This window comes from Granulicella mallensis (genome assembly GCF_014203225.1).
In the GTDB taxonomy this organism is placed as follows: Bacteria; Acidobacteriota; Terriglobia; order Terriglobales; family Acidobacteriaceae; genus Granulicella; species Granulicella mallensis_A.
This window is the reverse complement of record NZ_JACHIO010000016.1, coordinates 84,438-102,448: the sequence shown is the minus strand read 5'-3', so window position 1 is coordinate 102,448 and position 18,011 is coordinate 84,438. Positions and strand designations below refer to the sequence as shown.

The following is an 18,011-nucleotide window of genomic DNA, read 5'->3' as shown; positions in this document are numbered from 1 at the left end:
CTACAACCAGCCTCGCGACCGCGCAATTCTAGCGGCGTCCACACGGTTTGCCGCACCGAGTTTGGCGATGGCTTCGGAGAGATAGTTGCGCACAGTGCCTTCCGAGAGCCGCAGTTCGGCGGCGATCTCGGCAGAGGAGCGGCCGTCGCCGGCGCGTTGCAGGATGCGGCGTTCGCGCTCGCTGAGTGGATCTTCGTCCGCGCTCCAGGCCTCGGCGGCCAGTGCCGGGTCGACAGCGCGCAGCCCGGCGTGAACGCGGCGGATGGCTTCGGCAAGTTCGCTCGCGGGACGCTCTTTCAGCAGATAGCCGCGGGCTCCGGCATCGAGTGCGCGGCGCAGATAGCCGGGCCGCGCGAAGGTGGTCAGGATGATGACTCTCGACTTCGACTCGCTCTCCTTCAACGCGGCGGCGAACTCGAGTCCCGTCATCTCGGGCATCTCGATATCGGTGACGACCACGTCGGGTGTGAACTCGCGCGCGAGTCGCTGGGCCTCGCGGCCATTGGCTGCCTGGGCAATCACGCAGATATCGGATTCGAGCTCGAGCAGGGCGGCGAGCGCGCCGCGCAGCATGGTCTGGTCTTCGGCGAGCAGGACCCGTATTTTTTTAGCCGCTACGCTCACGAGACCACACCCTCAGCGCGCAATGGAAGCTCGATAAACAACCGTGTGCCGCGTTCGCGTTCCAGGCGCAGACTGCCTCCCAGCGCTTCTATGCGCTCGCGCATGCCGCGCAGACCATTGCCTTCGCGAACCAGTGCGTGCTCTCCATCATCCTCAACGAGGAGCTTCCTCCTTCCGCCCTCGGAGACAAAACGCAGGCGGCAGTTCTTCGCCTTTGCATGACGCACGATGTTGGTGACGGCCTCACGCAACGCCAGGGCGAGCACGGTCTCTTCGGCGGCGGTCAGCTTCGCGTTGCCCATGTCGTTCTCAACGGTTAGCGTAACTTCGGCGGCATCGAGAGTACGGCGAGCCGTCTCGATTTCAGCCGCCAGTCCCCGTGCGCGGTAGCCCCCTATGGCCTCGCGCACTTCGGCGAGAGCTGTGCGTGCCGTGCGTTCAACGTCGCCGATCTCTGTGGCTGCGCGTTGCGGATCGCGCTCGACGAGTCTTCCGGCCAGTTCGGCTTTCAGGACGATGAGGCTCAGAGTATGACCCAGAACATCATGCAGGTCGCGTGCAATGCGCTCGCGTTCGGCAAGGGCGGCCAGTGCTTCGATCTCCTCGTGGGCCATGCGCAGCTTGCAGTCAGCACGTCTCTGCTCAGCGAAGAAGATATTGCCAGCGCCAATGACCAGCAGAAGAAAGATTGCAAAGGCTGCATTCTGCCAGTGAAGGTGAAACCAATAAGATTCACCGAGGATGCTGAATGCCTCAAGGGAAAAGAAGGTGAGTACCCATCCTGTCGTCGCCACGCTGAAGGGGAGAAAGGCAGCGGTATAGACAAAGAAAGTTGAAGCACCGCCGTTCCACGGAAAAGACGCCAGCCCTATCGCGAACGTGGCCGCGATCATCCAGCGACGCCATGTCTCGCTGTCGGTGCGTATGTAGATGGAGAAGACAACGAGAAAGACCACGAACAGGGTAAGGGTCCCGAGCCACAGACGCAGGCTTGGTTCAACCACGGGCTGTATGAAGAAGAAGGCAGTATACGAGAGCCAGAGCAACGCCGAAGCAGGTTTCTGCCGTGCCGAGATGGACTTCTCATTCATCATGATGTGCCTCTGAAGTTTACGCCGCGCGGCGGCAAATTCCAGCTATGCATTCTGTTCCCTGCGGCGGAAGGCGATCCACGCGATGCCGAGCATCAGCAGGGTAAAACCCAGGAGGTTCGACCAGTGGCTGTTGGCAGTACCGGAGGAGGGCGCGCCGAGTGCGCCGAGCATGAGCTGCGCCAGATGATACGTCGGCAGGAAGGGGGCAATCGCCTTCACCGCGTGCGGCAGGAGTTGGAAGGGAACCCACAGGCCGCTGCAGAAGCTCATCGGCAGGTAGATGAGGTTGGCGATGCCGGGTGCGGAGTTGAAGGGCACGATCAGGGCGACGACCAGGCCCAGGCTGGCGAAAGGGATAGCACCGGCCAGGCTAAAGGCGATCATGTGGGCGTACTCGTCGAGCGTCAGGTGGACGTGCCCGAAGACGATGCCCAGCGCCGTAAGCAGGCTGACGATGATGGCTCCAAAGGCCATTGCAGTGCAGCATTTGGCCAGCAGATAGGCCAACGGGGGCATGGGGCTGGCGCGTTTGAGCTCCAGCCAGCCGGCGCTGAAGTCCCCGGCCATTCCCACGCCGATCCCGAAGAGCGCAGCGCCGACCAGGCCGAAGACCGCGTAACCGCCCAGCATGTACTTGGCAACGGTGATTCCGCCCAGGCTCTCTCCCCGGTTCATCAGCAGGCCGAAGAGGATGTAGAACATCACCGGGAAGCCGATGACGGAGAGGGAGAAGGTGCGTGTGCGCAGCAGACGGACGAACTCGAAGCGCGCCTCGCGGGCAAAGATAGGAAGACTGCGCATGAGATCGTTGGCGGGGATGGTGGAAACGGAAAGAGTGGTGGTAGACATGGTGTTCTCCGTGGGGCGTTGGCTGTCGTGGGGTTGGTTTTGAGCGTCGAGCTTTGAGGAGATGAGCTAGGAGGGGTCTGCGGTGAGGGCCAGGAAGGCGTCTTCCAGTGCGGGGCTTTGTACTTCGAGGGAGTGAAGCTGCAGGTCGAGCGCCAGCATCTCGCGCAGCGTGGACTCGGGCTGCGTGCTGGTGATGAGTGTGAGCGTGCCATGCGGTTCGACAGCCGAGACGCCGGGCATCGCGAGCAGATGTTCGCTGGTAAGCGTAGTCACGCAGCGGATGATCTTTACGCCATTTACGCCAGGACTCGTGTCGTTCGGACTGGACAGGCCTGCGCCCATCGACTTCACCTCGGCAGGTGTGCCTTCGCACACCACACGGCCCTTGTTGATGACCACGATGCGGTGCGCGAGTGCGTCGGCCTCTTCGAGGTAGTGCGTCGTGAGCAGCACGGTCTTGCCGCGAGCCGCGAGCTCGCGAATCTGCGCCCACATGCCGCGCCGGGCTTCGATGTCGAGCCCAACGGTCGGCTCGTCGAGGAAGATGAGGTCGGGGTCGCCCGCGAGCGCCATGCTGAAGAGCACGCGCTGCTTCTGGCCGCCGGAGAGCTGCCCGAACATGCGAGCCTCGATCCCTTCCAGACCGGCGGCCTTGACGATCTCGGCGTAGGGCATCGGGTTGGGGTAGTAGCCGCGAAAGATCGCGAGGTGCTCACGGACGCGCAGCATCTCGGGGGCGCGGCCCACCTGCAGCATCACTCCGGTGCGGATGCGCGCGGCAGCATTACGAGGGTCTGCGCCGAAGATGCGGACGTCTCCCGCTGTCGGCGTGCTGAGGCCCATCATCAGCTTTACGGCGGTGGACTTGCCTGCGCCGTTCGGTCCCAGCAGGGCGACGATCTCGCCGCGCCGCAGGGAGAGGGATAGTCCATCGAGCGCGACTACGCCGTTGCTGTAGCGCTTGGTGATGTTGCCCAGGGAAGCAACGGTGTCTTGGGAGTTGGTAGCCTGTCTGGTTTCGGGGGATGCTGCCATGACGTTCATCGCTCACTCCTTGGGATTACAGGACTGAGTATCGAAGTGCGCGAGATCAAAAGGCAGTGAGTGTCGTCAGCAAAGCAAGGTGACGTTTGTCATGTGGCTCTTTTCAAGATTGTCGCCGTTTACGAAAAGTGTCACGTAAGCCGGTTAAGTGTCGGCTAAAGTAGATAGCATGCTGAAAAACCTGAAACGCTTAACCGAGAAGCGGAGTTTCCGTGCGCATGAGACGCATCGGATGGATGAACTCGATGGGTTGCCGCTGGCGAGCTTTCGCCGTCGTGGCTGGGCGCTCCTCATCGATTTTTTGATTGTGGCCATCCTGCGGGCGCCGCTCGGTTTTCTGAGACACCACGGCTCCGATGAGGCTGCCGCAGGCACCTTCGGCTGGTTCATGATGGAGGGGGAGCACAAGATTGTGGAGCTGGCAGAGTCTGTGCTGTACTTTGGGGTGGCTTTGAAGCTGGGCAAGGGGCAGACCCCGGGCAAGTATTTGATGGGGATCCGGGTGATGTCGCTGACGCACAAAGAGGTCGGCTGGTGGCAGTCGATCGAGCGTGCCCTGGGCTATGGTGCTTCGCTGCTTGAAGGTGGCTTTGGCTTCGTGCAGTACTACATCAACCGCAATCGTCAGTGTGTGCATGATCGTATTGCCGAGACGATTGTGGTGTACGTGCGGAAGCCTCTGGCGCGATGGTCTTCTCCTGCCGGCGACCCCGAAAAGTAGAGTTACATCCAGTCGGTTCCATACTGCACGGGAATCTGCGTAAACGCGATACGCGTGGGTGCCGAATCTTTCGCTGCCAGCATGCCGGCGAAGTGCAGGGTGGTGTGGCCGTACTTCAGGTTCAGCTTGTCCATGGTGGCTGAGAGCTGCGAGCGATTGCCCGGCTCTTCAAAGAGCATCGTCTGCATCTCGTCCTCGGGGATGAGGTTGCGCATCGTGACACCGACGAAGAATGGCTTCTGGTGCAGATCTTCCTGGGGCCGCTGCTTCCAGCAGCCCTGCAGAGCTTCCAGCAGAGACAGGGTGTCCTGGCAGGGACGAAAGCGCGCCTCCATGCCCCAGCCCGCGTGCTGAATGCCGCTGGTATGCTGCTTCGTCTTAGAGACTCGTGCGGTCTCCTCGCGTGTGAGCGCGTACTTGATCGTTACCGAGAGGGAACTGGTGTAGAACTTCTCCATCCGCAGCCGCATGGCGCCTTTATGCAGCAGCTTGTGGGCGACGGCCCAGGCCCCTTCCTGCGAGCGATGTTCGGGGGCGAGCACGTGGGAGTGGCCGAGCGACTTCTGGAGCTCGCTCGGGACCGGCGCGCCGTTGTCGCCGGTATCGTGCCCGCGCAGCCAGTGGTACATACGGTCTCCCCACACCGAGTCCATGAGCTTGTGCATGCCGTTGCGGTCGAGCGCCAGCAGCTCCGGCATGGTGTGAACGCCCTTAGCGTTCAACCGGGCCTCCGTCCGCGCGCCGACGCCGGGAAGGTCGCGCAACGGCAGGTGCGCGAGGGCTCGTGGCAGTTGCGAAGGCAACAGGCCGATGAGCCCGTCGGGCTTCTGCATGTCGCTGGCGATCTTGGCGAGATAGCGGTTCGGCGCCATGCCGATGGAGCAGCGCAGCGTCTCGCCGACGTTGTCCTTGATGGCCTGCTTGATGGCGAGTGCGATCTGGCGGGCGGCGGGAGGCTGGCGCTCGCGGCCCATGAGCTGACAGACCATCTCGTCGATGGAGGGCGTATGTGCGACCGGGCAGACCCCCTCGACCGCAGCCGCAATGGCGTGCGAGAACCTGGAGTATTCGGCATGGTCGCCGTCGACGAAGATGATATCCGGACAGAGCCGCCTCGCCTCGCTGACACGCGTCCCGGTTTTGACGCCGCGTGCTTTGGCCTCGTAACTGGCAGCGATGCAGCAGGTGGTCTCGGCCATGGTGGGCACCACTGCCGTAGGTTTGCCGCGATATTCGGGATGCAGTTGCTGCTCGACCGAGGCGAAGAAGGAGTTCAGGTCGATATGCAGGAAGCTGAAGAGATCGGGATGGGCGGCATCAGCCATAGGATCACTTACGCGATTATATTCGCCTAAGTTTCGCTTTTATAGGAAAATCTACAGCGCTGGCCATCCGGCACAGGCCGGATGGCAACGTGTAGGCTTCAACCGATCAGCAAGGTGAAGTTGAAATAATTCTTGTTGTCGAAGGAGCTGATGCTCTTGGTCTTGGATTTTTTGCCGTTGAGCTCCGCCCAAATCTCATAGTCGGTGCTGGTCGAAAGCTGTCCGAAGCGGAAGCTGCCAGCATCGTCGGCGATGAAGCTCTTGATGGCAAGGGTCCGGGTGTCCTTCAGGTACACGATGGCACCTTTGACGCCCGCACCGTCCTTGGTTTCGACTTTGCCCTCTACAAGCCTCTGTACAGGGCCGTGCTGTTGCGCTGCTGCCATGGTGCCGCGAAGCGCCATACCGGCTGGCAGGATGCCCAACGCGATGGCGAGACCGACTACAGCAAGCTTGTTTCGTTTGAGGCTGAGTGGAAGAATCGCCCGGCGCCAGGCACCGGGTTTACTCATCCTCATCCTCGTTATCATCACCGTGCAGATCATCCTCATCGTCATAACCTTCCTCGTCCACTGGCGCAATCTCCAGTGGATCGCTTGAGACGACCTCTAGATCGGTGCCGCACTCATCACACTGGATGATCTCACCTTCTTCGACATCTTCCGCGTCGATATCGAGCGGATTGTCGCATTCTGGGCATACGACTGACATAAACCTCTCCCCCTGCCATAGTTTCGAGCCGCCTTCGCCTTGTACGATGGAGCCAGCGGCTGCCAAAGCAGCTTTCACTAGTTCTAGCGGGACGCTTGCGGCTCGTCAACACCTTAGTGTGGACGGCTGGCTGGAAGATGAGACGGAGATTACGAATGAACCGGATGTTAGGCATCGGAGGCATGCTTTTTGGCATGGCCACAACCGTCGTTTGCGGGGCCCAGACAGGGGGCCAGACAGGGGGCCAGACAATGGCCACTGGAACCCCAGTCGGAGCTCCTTCGGCCGATCCGGCCATCGCCGCCGCGCTTGCCGGCATCTCCCCGGCCCATGTTCAGACGGACATCGCGAAGCTGGTCAGCTTCGGTACGCGCAGCACCCTCTCCAGCATGGATACCGATCTGCCGGCGGGGCAGGGGATCAACGTGGCGGCGGACTGGATCGAATCGGAGTTTCGCTCCATCTCCGCGCAGTGCGGCGGATGCCTCGAGGTCAAGCGTGACGAGTTCACGGAGCCGGGAGGCAATGGGCCGCAATCCCGCATCCCGAAGCCGACGAAGCTGACGAATGTCTACGCGATCCTGAAGGGCACGTCCGCCGATAAGGCCGCGCCCTGGGTCCTGGTCACCGGCCATTACGACTCGCGCGTGACGGATGTGATGGACTCGCATTCCGCCGCCCCCGGAGCGAACGATGACGCCAGCGGTGTAGCCGTGTCGATCGAGTCGGCCCGGGCGCTGTCCAGGCTCAAGCTGCCGGGGACCATCGTCTTCGTTGCAGTTGCGGGGGAAGAGCAGGGGCTGAATGGCTCCAAGCACCTGGCGCAACTTGCGAAGGCCCAGGGTTGGCCGCTGGTGGCCGTGCTGAATAACGATATCGTCGGTGGGGACACCACTCCGGGCGAACTCATGCAGGACAAGACCGCGGTGCGCGTCTTCTCCGAGGGCGTACCGGCGAGTGCGACGCCCGAGCAGCAGCGGCAGATTCTCTCCCTGGGAGCCGAGAATGACTCTCCCTCGCGCGAACTTGCCCGCCAGGTCGCAGAGCTTGCTCCCGCGTACTTCAAGTCGACGGCTCGCCATGCTCCGCCCGCCGGTCCGGGCATGGCGCGGAGTCATGCGGTGCTGCTGGTGCCGCCGTTTCACCCTGTGCTGATTCTGCGCCGCGACCGCTATCTGCGCGGCGGCGACCATACCAGCTTCAACGGCGAAGGCTTTGCGGCAGTACGCTTTACCGAGTGGCGCGAAAACTTCAATCACCAGCACCAGACGCTGCGCACGGAAGGCGGCGTCGAGTACGGCGATCTGCTCAAGTTCGTCGATTTCAACTACGTGGCGGACGTTGCGCGGATGAACTCGATGATGCTCGCCACGCTGGCCTCGGCGCCAGGTGAGCCGCAGCATGTACGCGTGCTGACCACGGCGCTCGACAACAATAGCGAACTGGTCTGGGAGGCTCCGGCTTTTGCACCCCCGGGCACGACCTATGAGGTGGTGTGGCGCGACTCGGCCAGCATGCTCTGGACGTATGTACAGAACGCAGGATCGGCGACGCGCATCCAACTGAATGTCAGTAAGGACAATGTGCTCTTCGGCGTCCGTTCCGTCGATGCGGCCGGACATCGTTCTCTACCCGTACCGCCCCTGCCCGCACGGCAGTAAGGAAGTTGCATGGCTTTTCGTTCGAACAGTCCCATTATGCTCGCGTTGCCGCCATTTCGCGGCGTCACGCGGCAGATCATCCTGACGACGCTGATCGCCTTTTTCGTAATGCTGGCGCTGGCGCTTTTTTTGCGGCCGGTTGAAGCACTCTTGATGGACCATCTCATGCTGCACCCGGATGATCTGCGGCATGGCATGATCTGGCAGCTTGTCAGCTGGCCCTTCATGATGGACGGCATTCTCAGCTTGCTGCTGGCCCTGCTGTCGATCTGGTTCTTTGGCTCAGCGGTGGAGGACGATCGCGGATCGAGCTGGTTCAAGGAGTATTTCCTGGTCGCGACGATCGGCGGCGGCCTGCTGATCACCATGATTGCCTATGTTCTGGGACCGCACGTCCCGGCTTTCGATATCACCCACCGGGCCTCAGGGCTCTGGCCTGCCGTGCTCGCGATCATGCTGGCGTATGCGCGCTTTCATGCGAATGAAGAGATTCGTTTCAACTTCATCTTCAAGCTCAAGGCCAAGTACCTGGTAGCGATCTACCTGCTGTTTTATCTCGTGATCGCGCTGATCGGCGGTGACCGCTTCGGCGCCCTTACGGCACTATGCACGGCGCTCTGCGGCTATGGATACCTGATGCTTGCGCCGAAGCGCGGACTGAACTTTGCCGTGTCGGAGAAGTGGTTCCGGATACGCAACTCCCGCTATCGCGCCAAGCGTCGCCGCGCTGCCAAGAAGTTTGCGGTTTACATGCGCGAGCAGGGCAAGGATGTAAGCATCGACCCGAGCGGGAGATATATCGATCCCGATGGAAATGCGCGGGACCCGCACGATAAGCGGTGGATGAACTAAAGCGTTGAGTACTGGAATAGCGAGCTGATGCTCGAAGACAATCACATTCGAGCCGTCCGGTATCCTCAGCTAAAAGCACTTTGAATTCATTCAGGATCAGAGGCTCGGCCAGGCCGGAATGCCCAGCTCTGCATTCTTCCTCATGGAGAGATTCTCATGCCATTGTTTACTGTGACGATGAAAGCGGGCAGGACCGCTGACGAAAAAAATGCAATCTCTCGTGCCATCCATGCAGCAAGCGTCAAAGCGGGATATCCCGAGGACGACATGTTCCAACGTTTTCTTTGTCTTGAGCCGGACGACCTGAAAGTCGATCTCAACTATCCCGGTTTGCCAAAACCCCGGACAGAGAAGATGTTGATGATCGAGGTTCTTGTGTCGTCCGGGACTGACACCGCCAGGAAGACGCGTCTGCTGGCAACCTTGGTCGAAGCGCTCGCTGATGCCGGCACTGATCCGAACGATGTGATGGTGTTCTTCGGCGAGATTGATCGCGCCAGTAGCTCCTTCGGGGGCGGCCGGCTTGCGCCACCAGTCGCAACCGCCTAGTCCGGTGAGTCGTTAAACTGCTTCTGAAGCGAAATCGAACCGTGCAAACAGTTTGTTGAGGCACGGAGCGGAAGGGCACGGTTTCAACCGTGCCGTAAAAGCTCGAGTCGAAGGCCCGTACCTCTCTGCCGAAGGCTGGAGTGAAGCCCGCAGGGCACAACGACTGAATTGCCTTCTTTGGTCGTGGCGAAATCGCCCACCCCAGCCACGGATACATCCCTGGCGAGCCTTGCACAGTTTTGGCGGCACCGAAAAAAGCAATTCAGTCGCTCCGGCTACGCCTTCGCTCCAGCCTTCGGCAGAGAGGAAGAGGGCTGCGGTTTCACTTGTACGGCCCGGCTGAAGCCGTGCCCTTCCGCTCCGAGCCACAGCAAGCTATGTGCACGGCTCAATCTTTAACCCAAAATAACAATTAGAGGACATGCCCTAGAGCAAATTTCCTGTAGATGTATAGCGAAACCGCGACATTTATGACCGTTTTTCCCCAGAAAAACGGTGCTGCACGCCCGATTCAGCTTCCCAGTAACAGGAAATTTGCTCTCATGATGGTTGGCAGACCCAAAGTGCCTGATCTGTCGCTAGCTCCTCGTTACCGTCCTCAGACTCAACTCCCGCATCTGCTGTTCGCTGACTGGCGTAGGCGCGTCCACCATCAGATCGATGGCCTTGGCCGTCTTCGGGAAGGCGATCACCTCGCGCAGCGATGAGGCTCCGGCAAGGATCATGACGATACGGTCGAGGCCCAGCGCGATGCCACCGTGTGGCGGTGTGCCGTACTCGAGCGCATCGAGGAAGAATCCGAAGCGTGCCCTGGCCTCTTCGTCGGTCATGCCGAGCGAGCGGAAGATCTCCGCCTGCACGTCCTGGCGATGGATACGGATCGATCCCGAGCCCAGCTCTGTGCCGTTGAGCACGATGTCGTAGGCAAGTGCGCGGACCGCGCCCTTATCGTTCACGAGACGGCCGCTGGTGATGTCGTCCTCGTGCGGTGAGGTGAAGGGATGATGGGCTGCGTCCCAGGTCTTCGCCTCCTCGTTCCACTCGTACATCGGGAAGTCGGTGACCCAGAGGAACTTGAAGTCGGCGGCGGTGCCGGTCTGCGTGAAGAGGCCGTGCTTGTCGGCGTACTTCTTCGCGAGCTCCAGGCGCAGCGCGCCAACGCGCTTCCAGATCCATTGAGGATCGTGGTTCCACTTGGCAGGAGTACCGGGCTTCGGAGTGATAACGACGGCCAGGTCTTCGGTGGTAAAGTTCTCGCCGTTGAAGACGATCTGCTCGGCGGTAAGCTTCGCGGCAATCGCCTCCGCGAGGGGCACGAAAGCCTCGTTCGTCCGCAGGCGGGAGACGTCGAGGAAGTCGAGCCCGCAGTCGCCGAAGCTGCCGCGAATCTCATTGACGAGGGCTTTGCGGGCGGTTCCGCTGAGTTCGCCCACCCGGGGGATGGTGAAGCCTAGCACCGGCAACGCAGGATCAACCTTCAAGGTCTCGCGCAGCTCAGCCGTGAGTTCGGTGGAGAGATCGACCATCGCGGGCAGACGCATGTCGGGCTTGTCGATGCCGTACCTGGCGATGGCCTGGTCGTAGGTCATCTGCACGAACTGCTGATTGCCCAGTTCAACGCCTGCGGCCTTGAACGCGGTCTGCAGGAAGCCTTCGACCACGCGGAAGATCGTCTCCTGCCGCGGGAAGGTCATCTCCAGATCGATCTGGGTGAACTCGGGCTGGCGGTCGGCGCGGAGGTCTTCGTCGCGGAAGCAGCGTGCGATCTGGAAGTACTTGTCGAAGCCCGAAATCATCAGGATCTGCTTGAAGATCTGCGGCGACTGCGGCAGCGCATAGAAGTGGCCGGGGTGTACGCGGCTGGGTACGAGGTAATCGCGTGCTCCCTCGGGCGTGGACCGCGTCATGAAGGGAGTCTCGATCTCGAGGAAGCCCTGTTCGACGAGGAAGTTGCGGATAGCCATCGCAACGCGCGAGCGCACTGCGAAGTTCTTCTGCATCTCGACGCGGCGCAGGTCGAGGTAGCGGTACTTCAGCCGCACCTCTTCGTTGGCGATGGCGTCTTCGGCAGGCGAGAACGGAGGCGTCTTCGCCTCGTTCAGCAGCAGCAGCTCACTGCCGACGACCTCAATGTCGCCGGTTACCATGTTCGGGTTCGCCAGCCCCTGCCCGCGCACGCGCACCTTGCCCGTAACGGCGACGACGTACTCCGACCGCGCGGCTTCGGCCTTCGCGTGGGCTTCGGGGGAGGCTTCCTTGTCGAGCACGATCTGCGTAATGCCGGTGCGGTCGCGCACGTCGAGGAAGATGAGATTGCCGTGGTCGCGGCGGCGATTGACCCAGCCCATCAGGGTTACGGTTGTGCCTGCGTCGGAGGAGCGCAGCTCACCGCACATATGGGTGCGCTGCAGGTTGCCTAAAAAGTCGAGTGTCACAATTTATCTATTGTACGAAAGACTGTCACGCCTTCGGCCAGCGATAGTGTCCGATAGCGCGATGCGGGCTAAAAGTGAGGAGGGAGGACTCTTCCGCACCGTTGCCCCAGTTGTGCACGACGCGTGTGCTGAGCAGGCTGTCGGCGACCACGATGCCGATATGCGGGAACCGTGCGTTGAGCCGCCAGGTGAGAATGTCGCCGGGAGCAAGGGGTGAGGGGAAGGCATTGCCCGCGGCTGCACCGGAGGAGTGCCAGAGTTCAGAGCCTGTGCGCCGCCAGAAGGCCTCCAGGTTGAGCACGCGGCGATGGTCGATGTTGCTGTCGGGATGCGTCATGCCCCAGGTGTGGGGGTAGGCGGCGAAGCCGCGCAGCATGTCTTCGTGGACGAGCTTTTGCAGATCGAGTCCCAGGCCATCGCGCCCGGCACGGACCACGACATCGGCGCATACGCCGGTTGAGCGGGGAACGTCGCCGCCGGGGTAGGGAATGCGTAGGTAATGCGGGTCGTAGCCGGTCGTGACTCCAACCTGATTGCGTGCGGCCTGGGCGAGGCGGGGGCCGGGTTTCGAGGGAAGCGCGGGAAGCAGACCCGTGGCAAAGAGGCCGCTGATAAAGCTTCTGCGGTACATGAAAAGCAGCTTAGTGGAAATAGGAACGAGGGCGAATGAAAATTCGAACAGAACCAGGCAAAATAGATGTCTTCCTGTGTTCTTGTTCAGCCCACGAAGGCGTCATCCTGAGCGTAGCGCCTCGCGTTTTTTGCGAGGTGCGGAGTCGAAGGACCTCGAGGGACTTTATCTTGCCCAAGAGGTTGGGACCTTTTCCACCCCGAAAGCTCAGGCTCGAGCGTTTGAGGTGGAAAAGGTGCGAAGAGTGAAGGCAAGACGACGACCCTCGGGGTCCTTCGACTCCGCGTCCCCAAAGGCTGGGACGCTTCGCTCAGGATGACGCTTCTGTGGCGATACTAGCCACGCTCAGCATCCGCGCGACGTTCCGCGAAGAGTTCCTCGACGAGATCGTGCCCATAGACATTACTCTTGCGGAACATTGCCTGAGCTTCTTTCAGGATGGCGGCGGCTTCCTCTTCTGAATATTGGGGTGGCGGCAGTTCCCTGGGCCCGGCTGTAGCTGCTTTGATCGCGGCATCCAGGACAAAGCTGCTGACTGAGCGATGTTCGCGGGCCGCAGCCTCCGTGAGTAGACGGTGCTGCTCCGGAGTGGCGCGAACACCGAGGGGCTTGCGTGCTGGGGCTGGAGCGCTCATGTCTACAGAGTGTAGACGGGGCAAGGCGGCCTAATTGACAAATTCGGAGGAGAGAATGACGAGATACATGAAATAGCCGGGTGTCTGGCTGTCAGGGCAGCGATATACCGCAGTTCCTCCAAGTAGATGTACGGTGATTGCGGCCAATTCCCAACCCAAATATTCCGTGTTCTCTATAAAGAGTGAAGTCAGCCTATCCCATTGCTTTTCTTCACCAAACTGACGAATCTCGTCCATGCGATTTTTGCAGGATTTAGGAAGATTCGTGTTTCCCCATGACCACTCCCAAGAATCACCTTGAACCGAGCCAACCGCTTGGATATTGCAAATTACCTTCGCCTTCCCGGCTTCGGAAAAAGTCAGCGTCGTCTCTTTCAGTGAATAATCCCAGCGAGGCCAGACGTTGATTTTGTATTTTTCAAGCCAGAGGTTGTTTTGCGTTATGGACCTGTGAACGCAATCATGGGCAAACTCTTTGTACTCATCCTGTAAACATGCTTCGCAAAGATGCCGTACGTGATCGCTCATAGTGCTCCGATCAACTCCGCTCTTGAGATTTTTCTCTGTTCGCCCGTCGCGAAGGATTTGACCGTGAGAATATTCGTCGCGACTTCGTCTTCGCCGAGGAGGATGATGTGGCGGGCGAGCTTGTCCGCGAAGCCGAAGCTCTTGCCGATCTTGAAACTACCGTCGCCGACCTCGACCGAGAGTCCCTCGCGGCGCAGTTCGCGGGCGAGTTTGAGAGCGGCAGGATTCTGCGCTATGCCTAGCGGAGCGATATAAACATCGAGCTTCGGCTCTGCGGGCGCGATGCCGCTGGCAGCCGCATCGGCTTCGGCCTGAGCCTGCAAGGTGAGAATCAGGCGATCTTCGCCGATGGCAAAGCCGATGCCGGGAGCCTTCGGGCCGCCGAGCATCTCCGAGAGCCCGTCATAGCGTCCGCCGCCGAGCAGCGCGTTCTGCGTGCCGAGGCCGGTGGTCACGGTGAATTCGAACGTGGTGCGAGTGTAGTAATCCAGTCCGCGTACCAGACGCGGATTCACGTGGTACGGCACGCCACAGGCGTCGAGCGCGGCTTTTACCTGTTCAAAGTGCTCGCGCGATTCCTCGCCGAGGTAGTCGGCGATCTTCGGCAGGGCGTTGATGATCTCCTGGTCGGCCTCTTCCTTCGAGTCGAGCACCCGCAGGGGATTGGTTTCGGCGCGGCGCTGGTTGTCAGGGCACATCTGGTCCTTTACCGGAGCCAGCGCCTCCCGTAACGCCACGTTGAAGCGTGCGCGATCCTCGGCGTTGCCGACTGAATTCAGCTCCAGCTTCCAGTCACGTATGCCCAGCTCGTCGAGCAGGCTGGCGAGCATCTCCAGCACCTCGGCGTCGCGTAGGGGAGATTCCGCGCCGGAGGTCTGCGGTCCGATGACCTCCGCGCCGATCTGCCAGAACTGCCGATACCGTCCGCGCTGCGGGCGCTCGCGGCGGAACTGCGGCCCGATGTAATAGAGCTTCTGTAGCTGGCCTGTCTCGCCGAGCTTGTGCTCGATGTACGCACGCACCACGCCTGCGGTGGACTCGGGCCGCAGGGTCAGGTTCTGGGCTTTTTCGCTGGCTGCGCGGGCGCGGTCCTCCCAGGTGAACATCTCCTTCGAGACGATATCGGTCTCCTCACCGACGCCGCGTGCGAACAGTTCGGTGGCTTCGAATACCGGGGTGCGGATTTCGCCGAAGCCATAGCGCGAAAACACGGCGCGGGTGGTGGCTTCGACGCGATTCCACAGGGGGGTCTGGTCGGGAAGGAGATCACGCGTGCCGCGCACGGCCTTGATGGTGGGCCGCGGCGCGGGCTTGTTCTTGCTATCAGTCATAGACCTTTAGTCTATCGAAATGCCTGGGGTCCAGGGTCCAGGGTCCAGGGCTCAGGGGGTAGGGCTTAGCGCGTGCCTTCCGGACCCTGAGCCCTGAACCCTGAACCCTGCGCCGTAGCTTCCTCAATCTCGCGCGTCTGGATGCGTGCGTCGATCAGCAGTCCTACACCGATGCCGAATGGAATCAACCCGACCGCTGCGCCGCAGAGCACGTTGCGCTCCTGCAAGACTGTGGCGAGCGTGATGAAGAAGAGAATCAGTCCAAACGCAGTGCCCAGCAGGACGATGCCTCCACGGCGTACATTGCCGCGCCGGCGGGTGCTGTCTACGGAAGGTTTGCCATGGATGATGGCCAGTTCCTCGGTGGTTGGGGGGATGGGTACACCCCTGGCGATCGCTGCCAGCCGCTCCTGGCTCTGTATCTCGCGAGTGCGCACACTGGACCAGATCCCGGCGACGGCAATCCCCAATCCAGTCAGGCAACCGGCCACAGGAATGACAAACGGGCTGTTCATAAACTCCGAACTCATTTCCATTACCATCTCACTTCTCCTTGGGGCCGTGGCGTCCAGCGCCGCAGCCGAATTCTTATGCCCCCTTCGACTGTGGACCCCTCGCAAAGTTTCATTGCCGCGTGTGAAACTTTTGGCGCATCCTGAAGTCTGACCCGGTTCAGACACGTGCGCGCCGATCTCTCATCTCCGGAGAACTTTGAAGCTCTCGTCCGCGAACACCAGGGGCTCGTCTTCCGCACGCTTACGCGCATGACCGGTTCGGGGCCGCATGTCGAAGACCTCGCGCAGGAGGCGTTTTTTCGCCTCTACCGCGCTCTGCCGGACTTTCGCGGCGATGCGACGATCTCTACCTACCTCTATCGCATCGTCGTAAACCTGGCGCAGGACGAGTGGAAGCGCCGCCGCAAGGAGCGCACCCACCTGGCCTCCGAGCCACTTTCTTCGGAGGGAGAAGAGGAGTCGACTGGGTGGATTGAAAACTTTGCGGGTGACAGTCTCGCCAGCGAGCACGCCCGCACCCCCGAGCAGCGGCTCTCCGATGCTGAAATGCAAAGCGCGGTCGATGCCGAACTGCTGGCTCTGCCCGAGATCGAGCGTTCGGTGCTGGTGCTCTATCACCAGGAAGAATGCAGCTATGAGGGCATTGCCGTGGCTCTCGGACTCCCGATCAACACGGTACGCACGCACCTGCATCGAGGGCGCAAACGGCTCAGCGAGAGACTGCGAAGCCGCCTGGCCGTGCAGCCGCATCCAAAAGAAGGCAGTAGCAACGGCCCTGCGACAGGGGCGATAATGGCAGGGAAGGCATGACGACGAGCACACACAATCCGCAAGAGGAGTTCGAAGCAGCGATGACCCGCGCTCTGGAGCGCAGCCCCGAGCTGCCGCCCCTGGCGATTCCCATGGACTTCGCCGCTCGTGTTGCGGCCTCGCTGCCGCAGCAGCGCACCGCTCGCCCTGCGGTTCGCGTGGGACGCATCGCTGCCATAGTTGCGATGGTGGTGCTGGCGATTGTTCTGTTTGTGCTGGCTCCGCATGCCTCGCCGAGCTTTGCCAGCTTTACATTCGATATCGAACTGATCGTCCTCGCGCAACTCGGCGCCATCGCCTACTGGCTCTCCACGAAAGCGGCTCATTCTTAAAATTATGCGCAGGGAGAGTCGGGCGAATTCGACGTCGCACTTCTCCTATTCGTACTAAAGCAGTTTTCTTGTAGGTATGAAGTGCCTTTTCCAGCTTCACTACAGAATTGTCATCTCGACCGGAGGCGGCGTTTTTTGCCGCCGTAGTGGAGAGACCTGCAGCTTGCCAGCGCGGGCGATATTGCCTCCACTAGCAAGCCTGCAGGTCTCTCCACTACGCATGACATAAAGCCGTCATGCTTCGGTCGAGATGACAAGGTAGAGGAAGTTGGGGGATGCTATACACCTATACGGAAACCGCTCTAATCCGCAATTCCAGGATTCGGCGGATCGATCCCCAGGGCAGTCGCCAGTGACGTCAGGTGATCCTGCTCCTGCATCAGAATCTCGCGGATCTGCTCGCTCAGGGCGAACTCATTGAGTTCATCGGCCTGCTTTACCCGGCGGCGGTAGTTGCGGATCGTTTCGACTTCATTGTCGAGGTCGAACTTGAGCATCTCCGTGGCCTTATCGCTGGTCTTCACGGGCTTGGCTGTCACAGCCGGCTTGCCACCCAGATAGTCGATTTGGTCGGAGAGGATCAGTGCATGGTCTAGCTCTTCCCTGGCGTGGACGGCAAGCTCGGCGGCGATGTTCATGTAGGCCGCGCCTTTGAGCACCTGGGAGTAGTTCACATAAGCGATGACAGCCTGAAACTCGCGTTGCAGGTCTTCGTTGAGCAGGTCGATCAGTTTCTCGCGTGTGATGGAGTGCGTCTCTTTTTCCTTAGGCATAACTGCTTTTTCCTCTCAATCGTCTCTGGGCGTGCTTTGTTCCTGTCCTCTCAGATGCAATGAAGACACGAACCGTAGCCCGCAGGGTAGAAGTGCTGTTAAGCGCTGGATTGGGGAGAAGTGTGCTGGTTCTTAGTGCGTGCCATCAAGCTGTTCTTATCGTGGAGCGGAACGGTGCAAGCAGCATGTTGAGGCATAGATCGGAAGAGTATGGCTTCAGCCAAGCCGCTAAAGCCGCGTTCAAAGGTTCTTTCCGCATTCCCTGGTATCTGCGATCCTGCAGCAGTTCTCCACTGCTGGCTGGAATTGCTATGTCGGATGGATCGCAGCGTGCGGAAGATCGTCATCGAAGGTGCAGATCTCATGTTTGAGCAAAGCCCAGATCTTAGCCCCAGATCCCCCTGGCATTATGCCTATTTAATGGGTTGCGTGATGAAATTATGTAAGACCATCGTTCGCTTTGAAACGAATCATTTGATGGGCGCTTGTTCTCCTCCGTCTATCGGTCGCAGTTTCTGTCTATACTCTCGTGCGATCGTCGAAGCTATAGCTAATGCGCCCAAATTAGGCGTCTTTCTCGGCTAGTTCCGT

Annotated in this window: 21 protein-coding genes; 7 read left to right on the top strand and 14 right to left on the bottom strand. The window is 60.5% G+C overall.

Annotated elements, in window-relative coordinates:
* The 4 genes from HDF15_RS18175 to HDF15_RS18160 form a co-directional block, all read right to left on the bottom strand.
* Complete coding sequence (locus HDF15_RS18175) at positions 1-624, bottom strand: response regulator transcription factor (RefSeq protein ID WP_184258066.1); 624 nt, start codon at positions 622-624, stop codon at positions 1-3.
* Positions 621-1,718, bottom strand: a complete 1,098-nt coding sequence (locus HDF15_RS18170; RefSeq protein ID WP_184258064.1) for a sensor histidine kinase — start codon at positions 1,716-1,718, stop codon at positions 621-623. Before HDF15_RS18170 ends, HDF15_RS18175 begins: the two co-directional genes overlap by 4 nt.
* A gap of 42 nt (positions 1,719-1,760) precedes the next feature.
* Positions 1,761-2,567, bottom strand: a complete 807-nt coding sequence (locus HDF15_RS18165) for an ABC transporter permease (RefSeq protein ID WP_184258062.1) — start codon at positions 2,565-2,567, stop codon at positions 1,761-1,763.
* A 66-nt stretch (positions 2,568-2,633) separates the two neighbouring features.
* A complete protein-coding gene (locus HDF15_RS18160; RefSeq protein WP_184258060.1) occupies positions 2,634-3,611 on the bottom strand; it encodes an ABC transporter ATP-binding protein in 978 nt (325 codons plus the stop codon).
* A gap of 232 nt (positions 3,612-3,843) precedes the next feature.
* On the opposite strand from HDF15_RS18160, the gene HDF15_RS18155 reads away from it, so the two are divergent.
* Entirely contained in the window at positions 3,844-4,332 is a 489-nt protein-coding gene (locus tag HDF15_RS18155; RefSeq protein WP_184258058.1) for an RDD family protein, read from the top strand.
* Positions 4,333-4,334: 2 nt separating this feature from the next.
* Here HDF15_RS18155 and HDF15_RS18150 read toward each other — a convergent pair whose 3' ends face one another.
* From HDF15_RS18150 to HDF15_RS18140, 3 genes are all read right to left on the bottom strand, one after another.
* Entirely contained in the window at positions 4,335-5,657 is a 1,323-nt protein-coding gene (locus HDF15_RS18150) for a DNA polymerase (RefSeq protein WP_184258056.1), read from the bottom strand.
* A gap of 98 nt (positions 5,658-5,755) precedes the next feature.
* Positions 5,756-6,169: a carboxypeptidase-like regulatory domain-containing protein gene (locus tag HDF15_RS18145; RefSeq protein ID WP_184258054.1), complete on the bottom strand. Its 414-nt coding sequence runs from the start codon at positions 6,167-6,169 to the stop codon at positions 5,756-5,758.
* On the bottom strand, positions 6,162-6,368 hold the full coding sequence (locus HDF15_RS18140) for a hypothetical protein (protein ID WP_184258052.1): 207 nt from the start codon (positions 6,366-6,368) through the stop codon (positions 6,162-6,164). Before HDF15_RS18140 ends, HDF15_RS18145 begins: the two co-directional genes overlap by 8 nt.
* Before the next feature lie 155 nt (positions 6,369-6,523).
* On the opposite strand from HDF15_RS18140, the gene HDF15_RS18135 reads away from it, so the two are divergent.
* The 3 genes from HDF15_RS18135 to HDF15_RS18125 all read left to right on the top strand — a co-directional run bounded on the left by HDF15_RS18135 (position 6,524) and on the right by HDF15_RS18125 (position 9,430).
* Positions 6,524-8,029: a M20/M25/M40 family metallo-hydrolase gene (locus HDF15_RS18135; protein WP_184258051.1), complete on the top strand. Its 1,506-nt coding sequence runs from the start codon at positions 6,524-6,526 to the stop codon at positions 8,027-8,029.
* Between the two features lie 9 nt (positions 8,030-8,038).
* Positions 8,039-8,881 carry a rhomboid family intramembrane serine protease gene (locus HDF15_RS18130; RefSeq protein WP_184258050.1) on the top strand — a complete coding sequence of 281 codons (843 nt, stop codon included), beginning with the start codon at positions 8,039-8,041 and terminating at the stop codon, positions 8,879-8,881.
* A 156-nt stretch (positions 8,882-9,037) separates the two neighbouring features.
* Positions 9,038-9,430, top strand: a complete 393-nt coding sequence (locus HDF15_RS18125; RefSeq protein ID WP_184258049.1) for a tautomerase family protein — start codon at positions 9,038-9,040, stop codon at positions 9,428-9,430.
* A gap of 578 nt (positions 9,431-10,008) precedes the next feature.
* Here the strand turns inward: HDF15_RS18125 and aspS are convergent.
* The 6 genes from aspS to HDF15_RS18095 form a co-directional block, all read right to left on the bottom strand.
* Positions 10,009-11,865, bottom strand: a complete 1,857-nt coding sequence (gene aspS / locus HDF15_RS18120; RefSeq protein ID WP_311733142.1) for an aspartate--tRNA ligase — start codon at positions 11,863-11,865, stop codon at positions 10,009-10,011.
* Positions 11,866-11,890: 25 nt separating this feature from the next.
* A complete protein-coding gene (locus tag HDF15_RS18115) occupies positions 11,891-12,496 on the bottom strand; it encodes a DUF1287 domain-containing protein (RefSeq protein ID WP_184258048.1) in 606 nt (201 codons plus the stop codon).
* A gap of 335 nt (positions 12,497-12,831) precedes the next feature.
* Positions 12,832-13,131 (bottom strand): DUF1778 domain-containing protein, encoded by a 300-nt coding sequence (locus HDF15_RS18110; protein WP_184258047.1) that lies wholly within the window; start codon positions 13,129-13,131, stop codon positions 12,832-12,834.
* A gap of 30 nt (positions 13,132-13,161) precedes the next feature.
* Positions 13,162-13,659, bottom strand: coding sequence for a DUF6882 domain-containing protein (locus tag HDF15_RS18105; RefSeq protein WP_184258046.1), 498 nt, complete (start codon positions 13,657-13,659; stop codon positions 13,162-13,164).
* Complete coding sequence (hisS, locus tag HDF15_RS18100; protein ID WP_184258045.1) at positions 13,656-14,990, bottom strand: histidine--tRNA ligase; 1,335 nt, start codon at positions 14,988-14,990, stop codon at positions 13,656-13,658. Before hisS ends, HDF15_RS18105 begins: the two co-directional genes overlap by 4 nt.
* 65 nt (positions 14,991-15,055) lie before the next feature.
* Entirely contained in the window at positions 15,056-15,526 is a 471-nt protein-coding gene (locus tag HDF15_RS18095) for a DUF6249 domain-containing protein (RefSeq protein WP_184258043.1), read from the bottom strand.
* 144 nt (positions 15,527-15,670) lie between these two features.
* Here HDF15_RS18095 and HDF15_RS18090 point away from each other — a divergent pair, with 144 nt between their 5' ends.
* Both HDF15_RS18090 and HDF15_RS18085 read left to right on the top strand, forming a co-directional pair.
* Positions 15,671-16,315 carry an RNA polymerase sigma factor gene (locus HDF15_RS18090; protein WP_184258041.1) on the top strand — a complete coding sequence of 215 codons (645 nt, stop codon included), beginning with the start codon at positions 15,671-15,673 and terminating at the stop codon, positions 16,313-16,315.
* Complete coding sequence (locus HDF15_RS18085) at positions 16,312-16,647, top strand: hypothetical protein (RefSeq protein WP_184258039.1); 336 nt, start codon at positions 16,312-16,314, stop codon at positions 16,645-16,647. Before HDF15_RS18090 ends, HDF15_RS18085 begins: the two co-directional genes overlap by 4 nt.
* 302 nt (positions 16,648-16,949) lie before the next feature.
* Here HDF15_RS18085 and HDF15_RS18080 read toward each other — a convergent pair whose 3' ends face one another.
* Positions 16,950-17,420 carry a bacterioferritin gene (locus HDF15_RS18080; RefSeq protein WP_184258037.1) on the bottom strand — a complete coding sequence of 157 codons (471 nt, stop codon included), beginning with the start codon at positions 17,418-17,420 and terminating at the stop codon, positions 16,950-16,952.
* 210 nt (positions 17,421-17,630) lie between these two features.
* Here HDF15_RS18080 and HDF15_RS18075 point away from each other — a divergent pair, with 210 nt between their 5' ends.
* Positions 17,631-18,005, top strand: coding sequence for a hypothetical protein (locus HDF15_RS18075; protein WP_184258035.1), 375 nt, complete (start codon positions 17,631-17,633; stop codon positions 18,003-18,005).
* Positions 18,006-18,011: the final 6 nt, after the last annotated feature.

Bases quoted from the DNA above. Each gene is read 5' to 3' on its own strand.
- HDF15_RS18075 (WP_184258035.1), top strand. From the start codon at position 17,631: ATGGCTTCAGCCAAGCCGCTAAAGCCGCGTTCAAAGGTTCTTTCCGCA.
- hisS (WP_184258045.1), bottom strand. From the start codon at position 14,990: ATGACTGATAGCAAGAACAAGCCCGCGCCGCGGCCCACCATCAAGGCC.
- HDF15_RS18085 (WP_184258039.1), top strand. From the start codon at position 16,312: ATGACGACGAGCACACACAATCCGCAAGAGGAGTTCGAAGCAGCGATG.
- HDF15_RS18135 (WP_184258051.1), top strand. From the start codon at position 6,524: ATGAACCGGATGTTAGGCATCGGAGGCATGCTTTTTGGCATGGCCACA.
- HDF15_RS18125 (WP_184258049.1), top strand. From the start codon at position 9,038: ATGCCATTGTTTACTGTGACGATGAAAGCGGGCAGGACCGCTGACGAA.
- HDF15_RS18165 (WP_184258062.1), bottom strand. From the start codon at position 2,567: ATGTCTACCACCACTCTTTCCGTTTCCACCATCCCCGCCAACGATCTC.
- HDF15_RS18160 (WP_184258060.1), bottom strand. From the start codon at position 3,611: ATGAACGTCATGGCAGCATCCCCCGAAACCAGACAGGCTACCAACTCC.
- HDF15_RS18110 (WP_184258047.1), bottom strand. From the start codon at position 13,131: ATGAGCGCTCCAGCCCCAGCACGCAAGCCCCTCGGTGTTCGCGCCACT.
- HDF15_RS18095 (WP_184258043.1), bottom strand. From the start codon at position 15,526: ATGGAAATGAGTTCGGAGTTTATGAACAGCCCGTTTGTCATTCCTGTG.
- HDF15_RS18145 (WP_184258054.1), bottom strand. From the start codon at position 6,169: ATGAGTAAACCCGGTGCCTGGCGCCGGGCGATTCTTCCACTCAGCCTC.
- HDF15_RS18080 (WP_184258037.1), bottom strand. From the start codon at position 17,420: ATGCCTAAGGAAAAAGAGACGCACTCCATCACACGCGAGAAACTGATC.
- HDF15_RS18150 (WP_184258056.1), bottom strand. From the start codon at position 5,657: ATGGCTGATGCCGCCCATCCCGATCTCTTCAGCTTCCTGCATATCGAC.
- HDF15_RS18140 (WP_184258052.1), bottom strand. From the start codon at position 6,368: ATGTCAGTCGTATGCCCAGAATGCGACAATCCGCTCGATATCGACGCG.
- HDF15_RS18130 (WP_184258050.1), top strand. From the start codon at position 8,039: ATGGCTTTTCGTTCGAACAGTCCCATTATGCTCGCGTTGCCGCCATTT.
- HDF15_RS18105 (WP_184258046.1), bottom strand. From the start codon at position 13,659: ATGAGCGATCACGTACGGCATCTTTGCGAAGCATGTTTACAGGATGAG.
- HDF15_RS18155 (WP_184258058.1), top strand. From the start codon at position 3,844: ATGGATGAACTCGATGGGTTGCCGCTGGCGAGCTTTCGCCGTCGTGGC.
- HDF15_RS18170 (WP_184258064.1), bottom strand. From the start codon at position 1,718: ATGATGAATGAGAAGTCCATCTCGGCACGGCAGAAACCTGCTTCGGCG.
- HDF15_RS18115 (WP_184258048.1), bottom strand. From the start codon at position 12,496: ATGTACCGCAGAAGCTTTATCAGCGGCCTCTTTGCCACGGGTCTGCTT.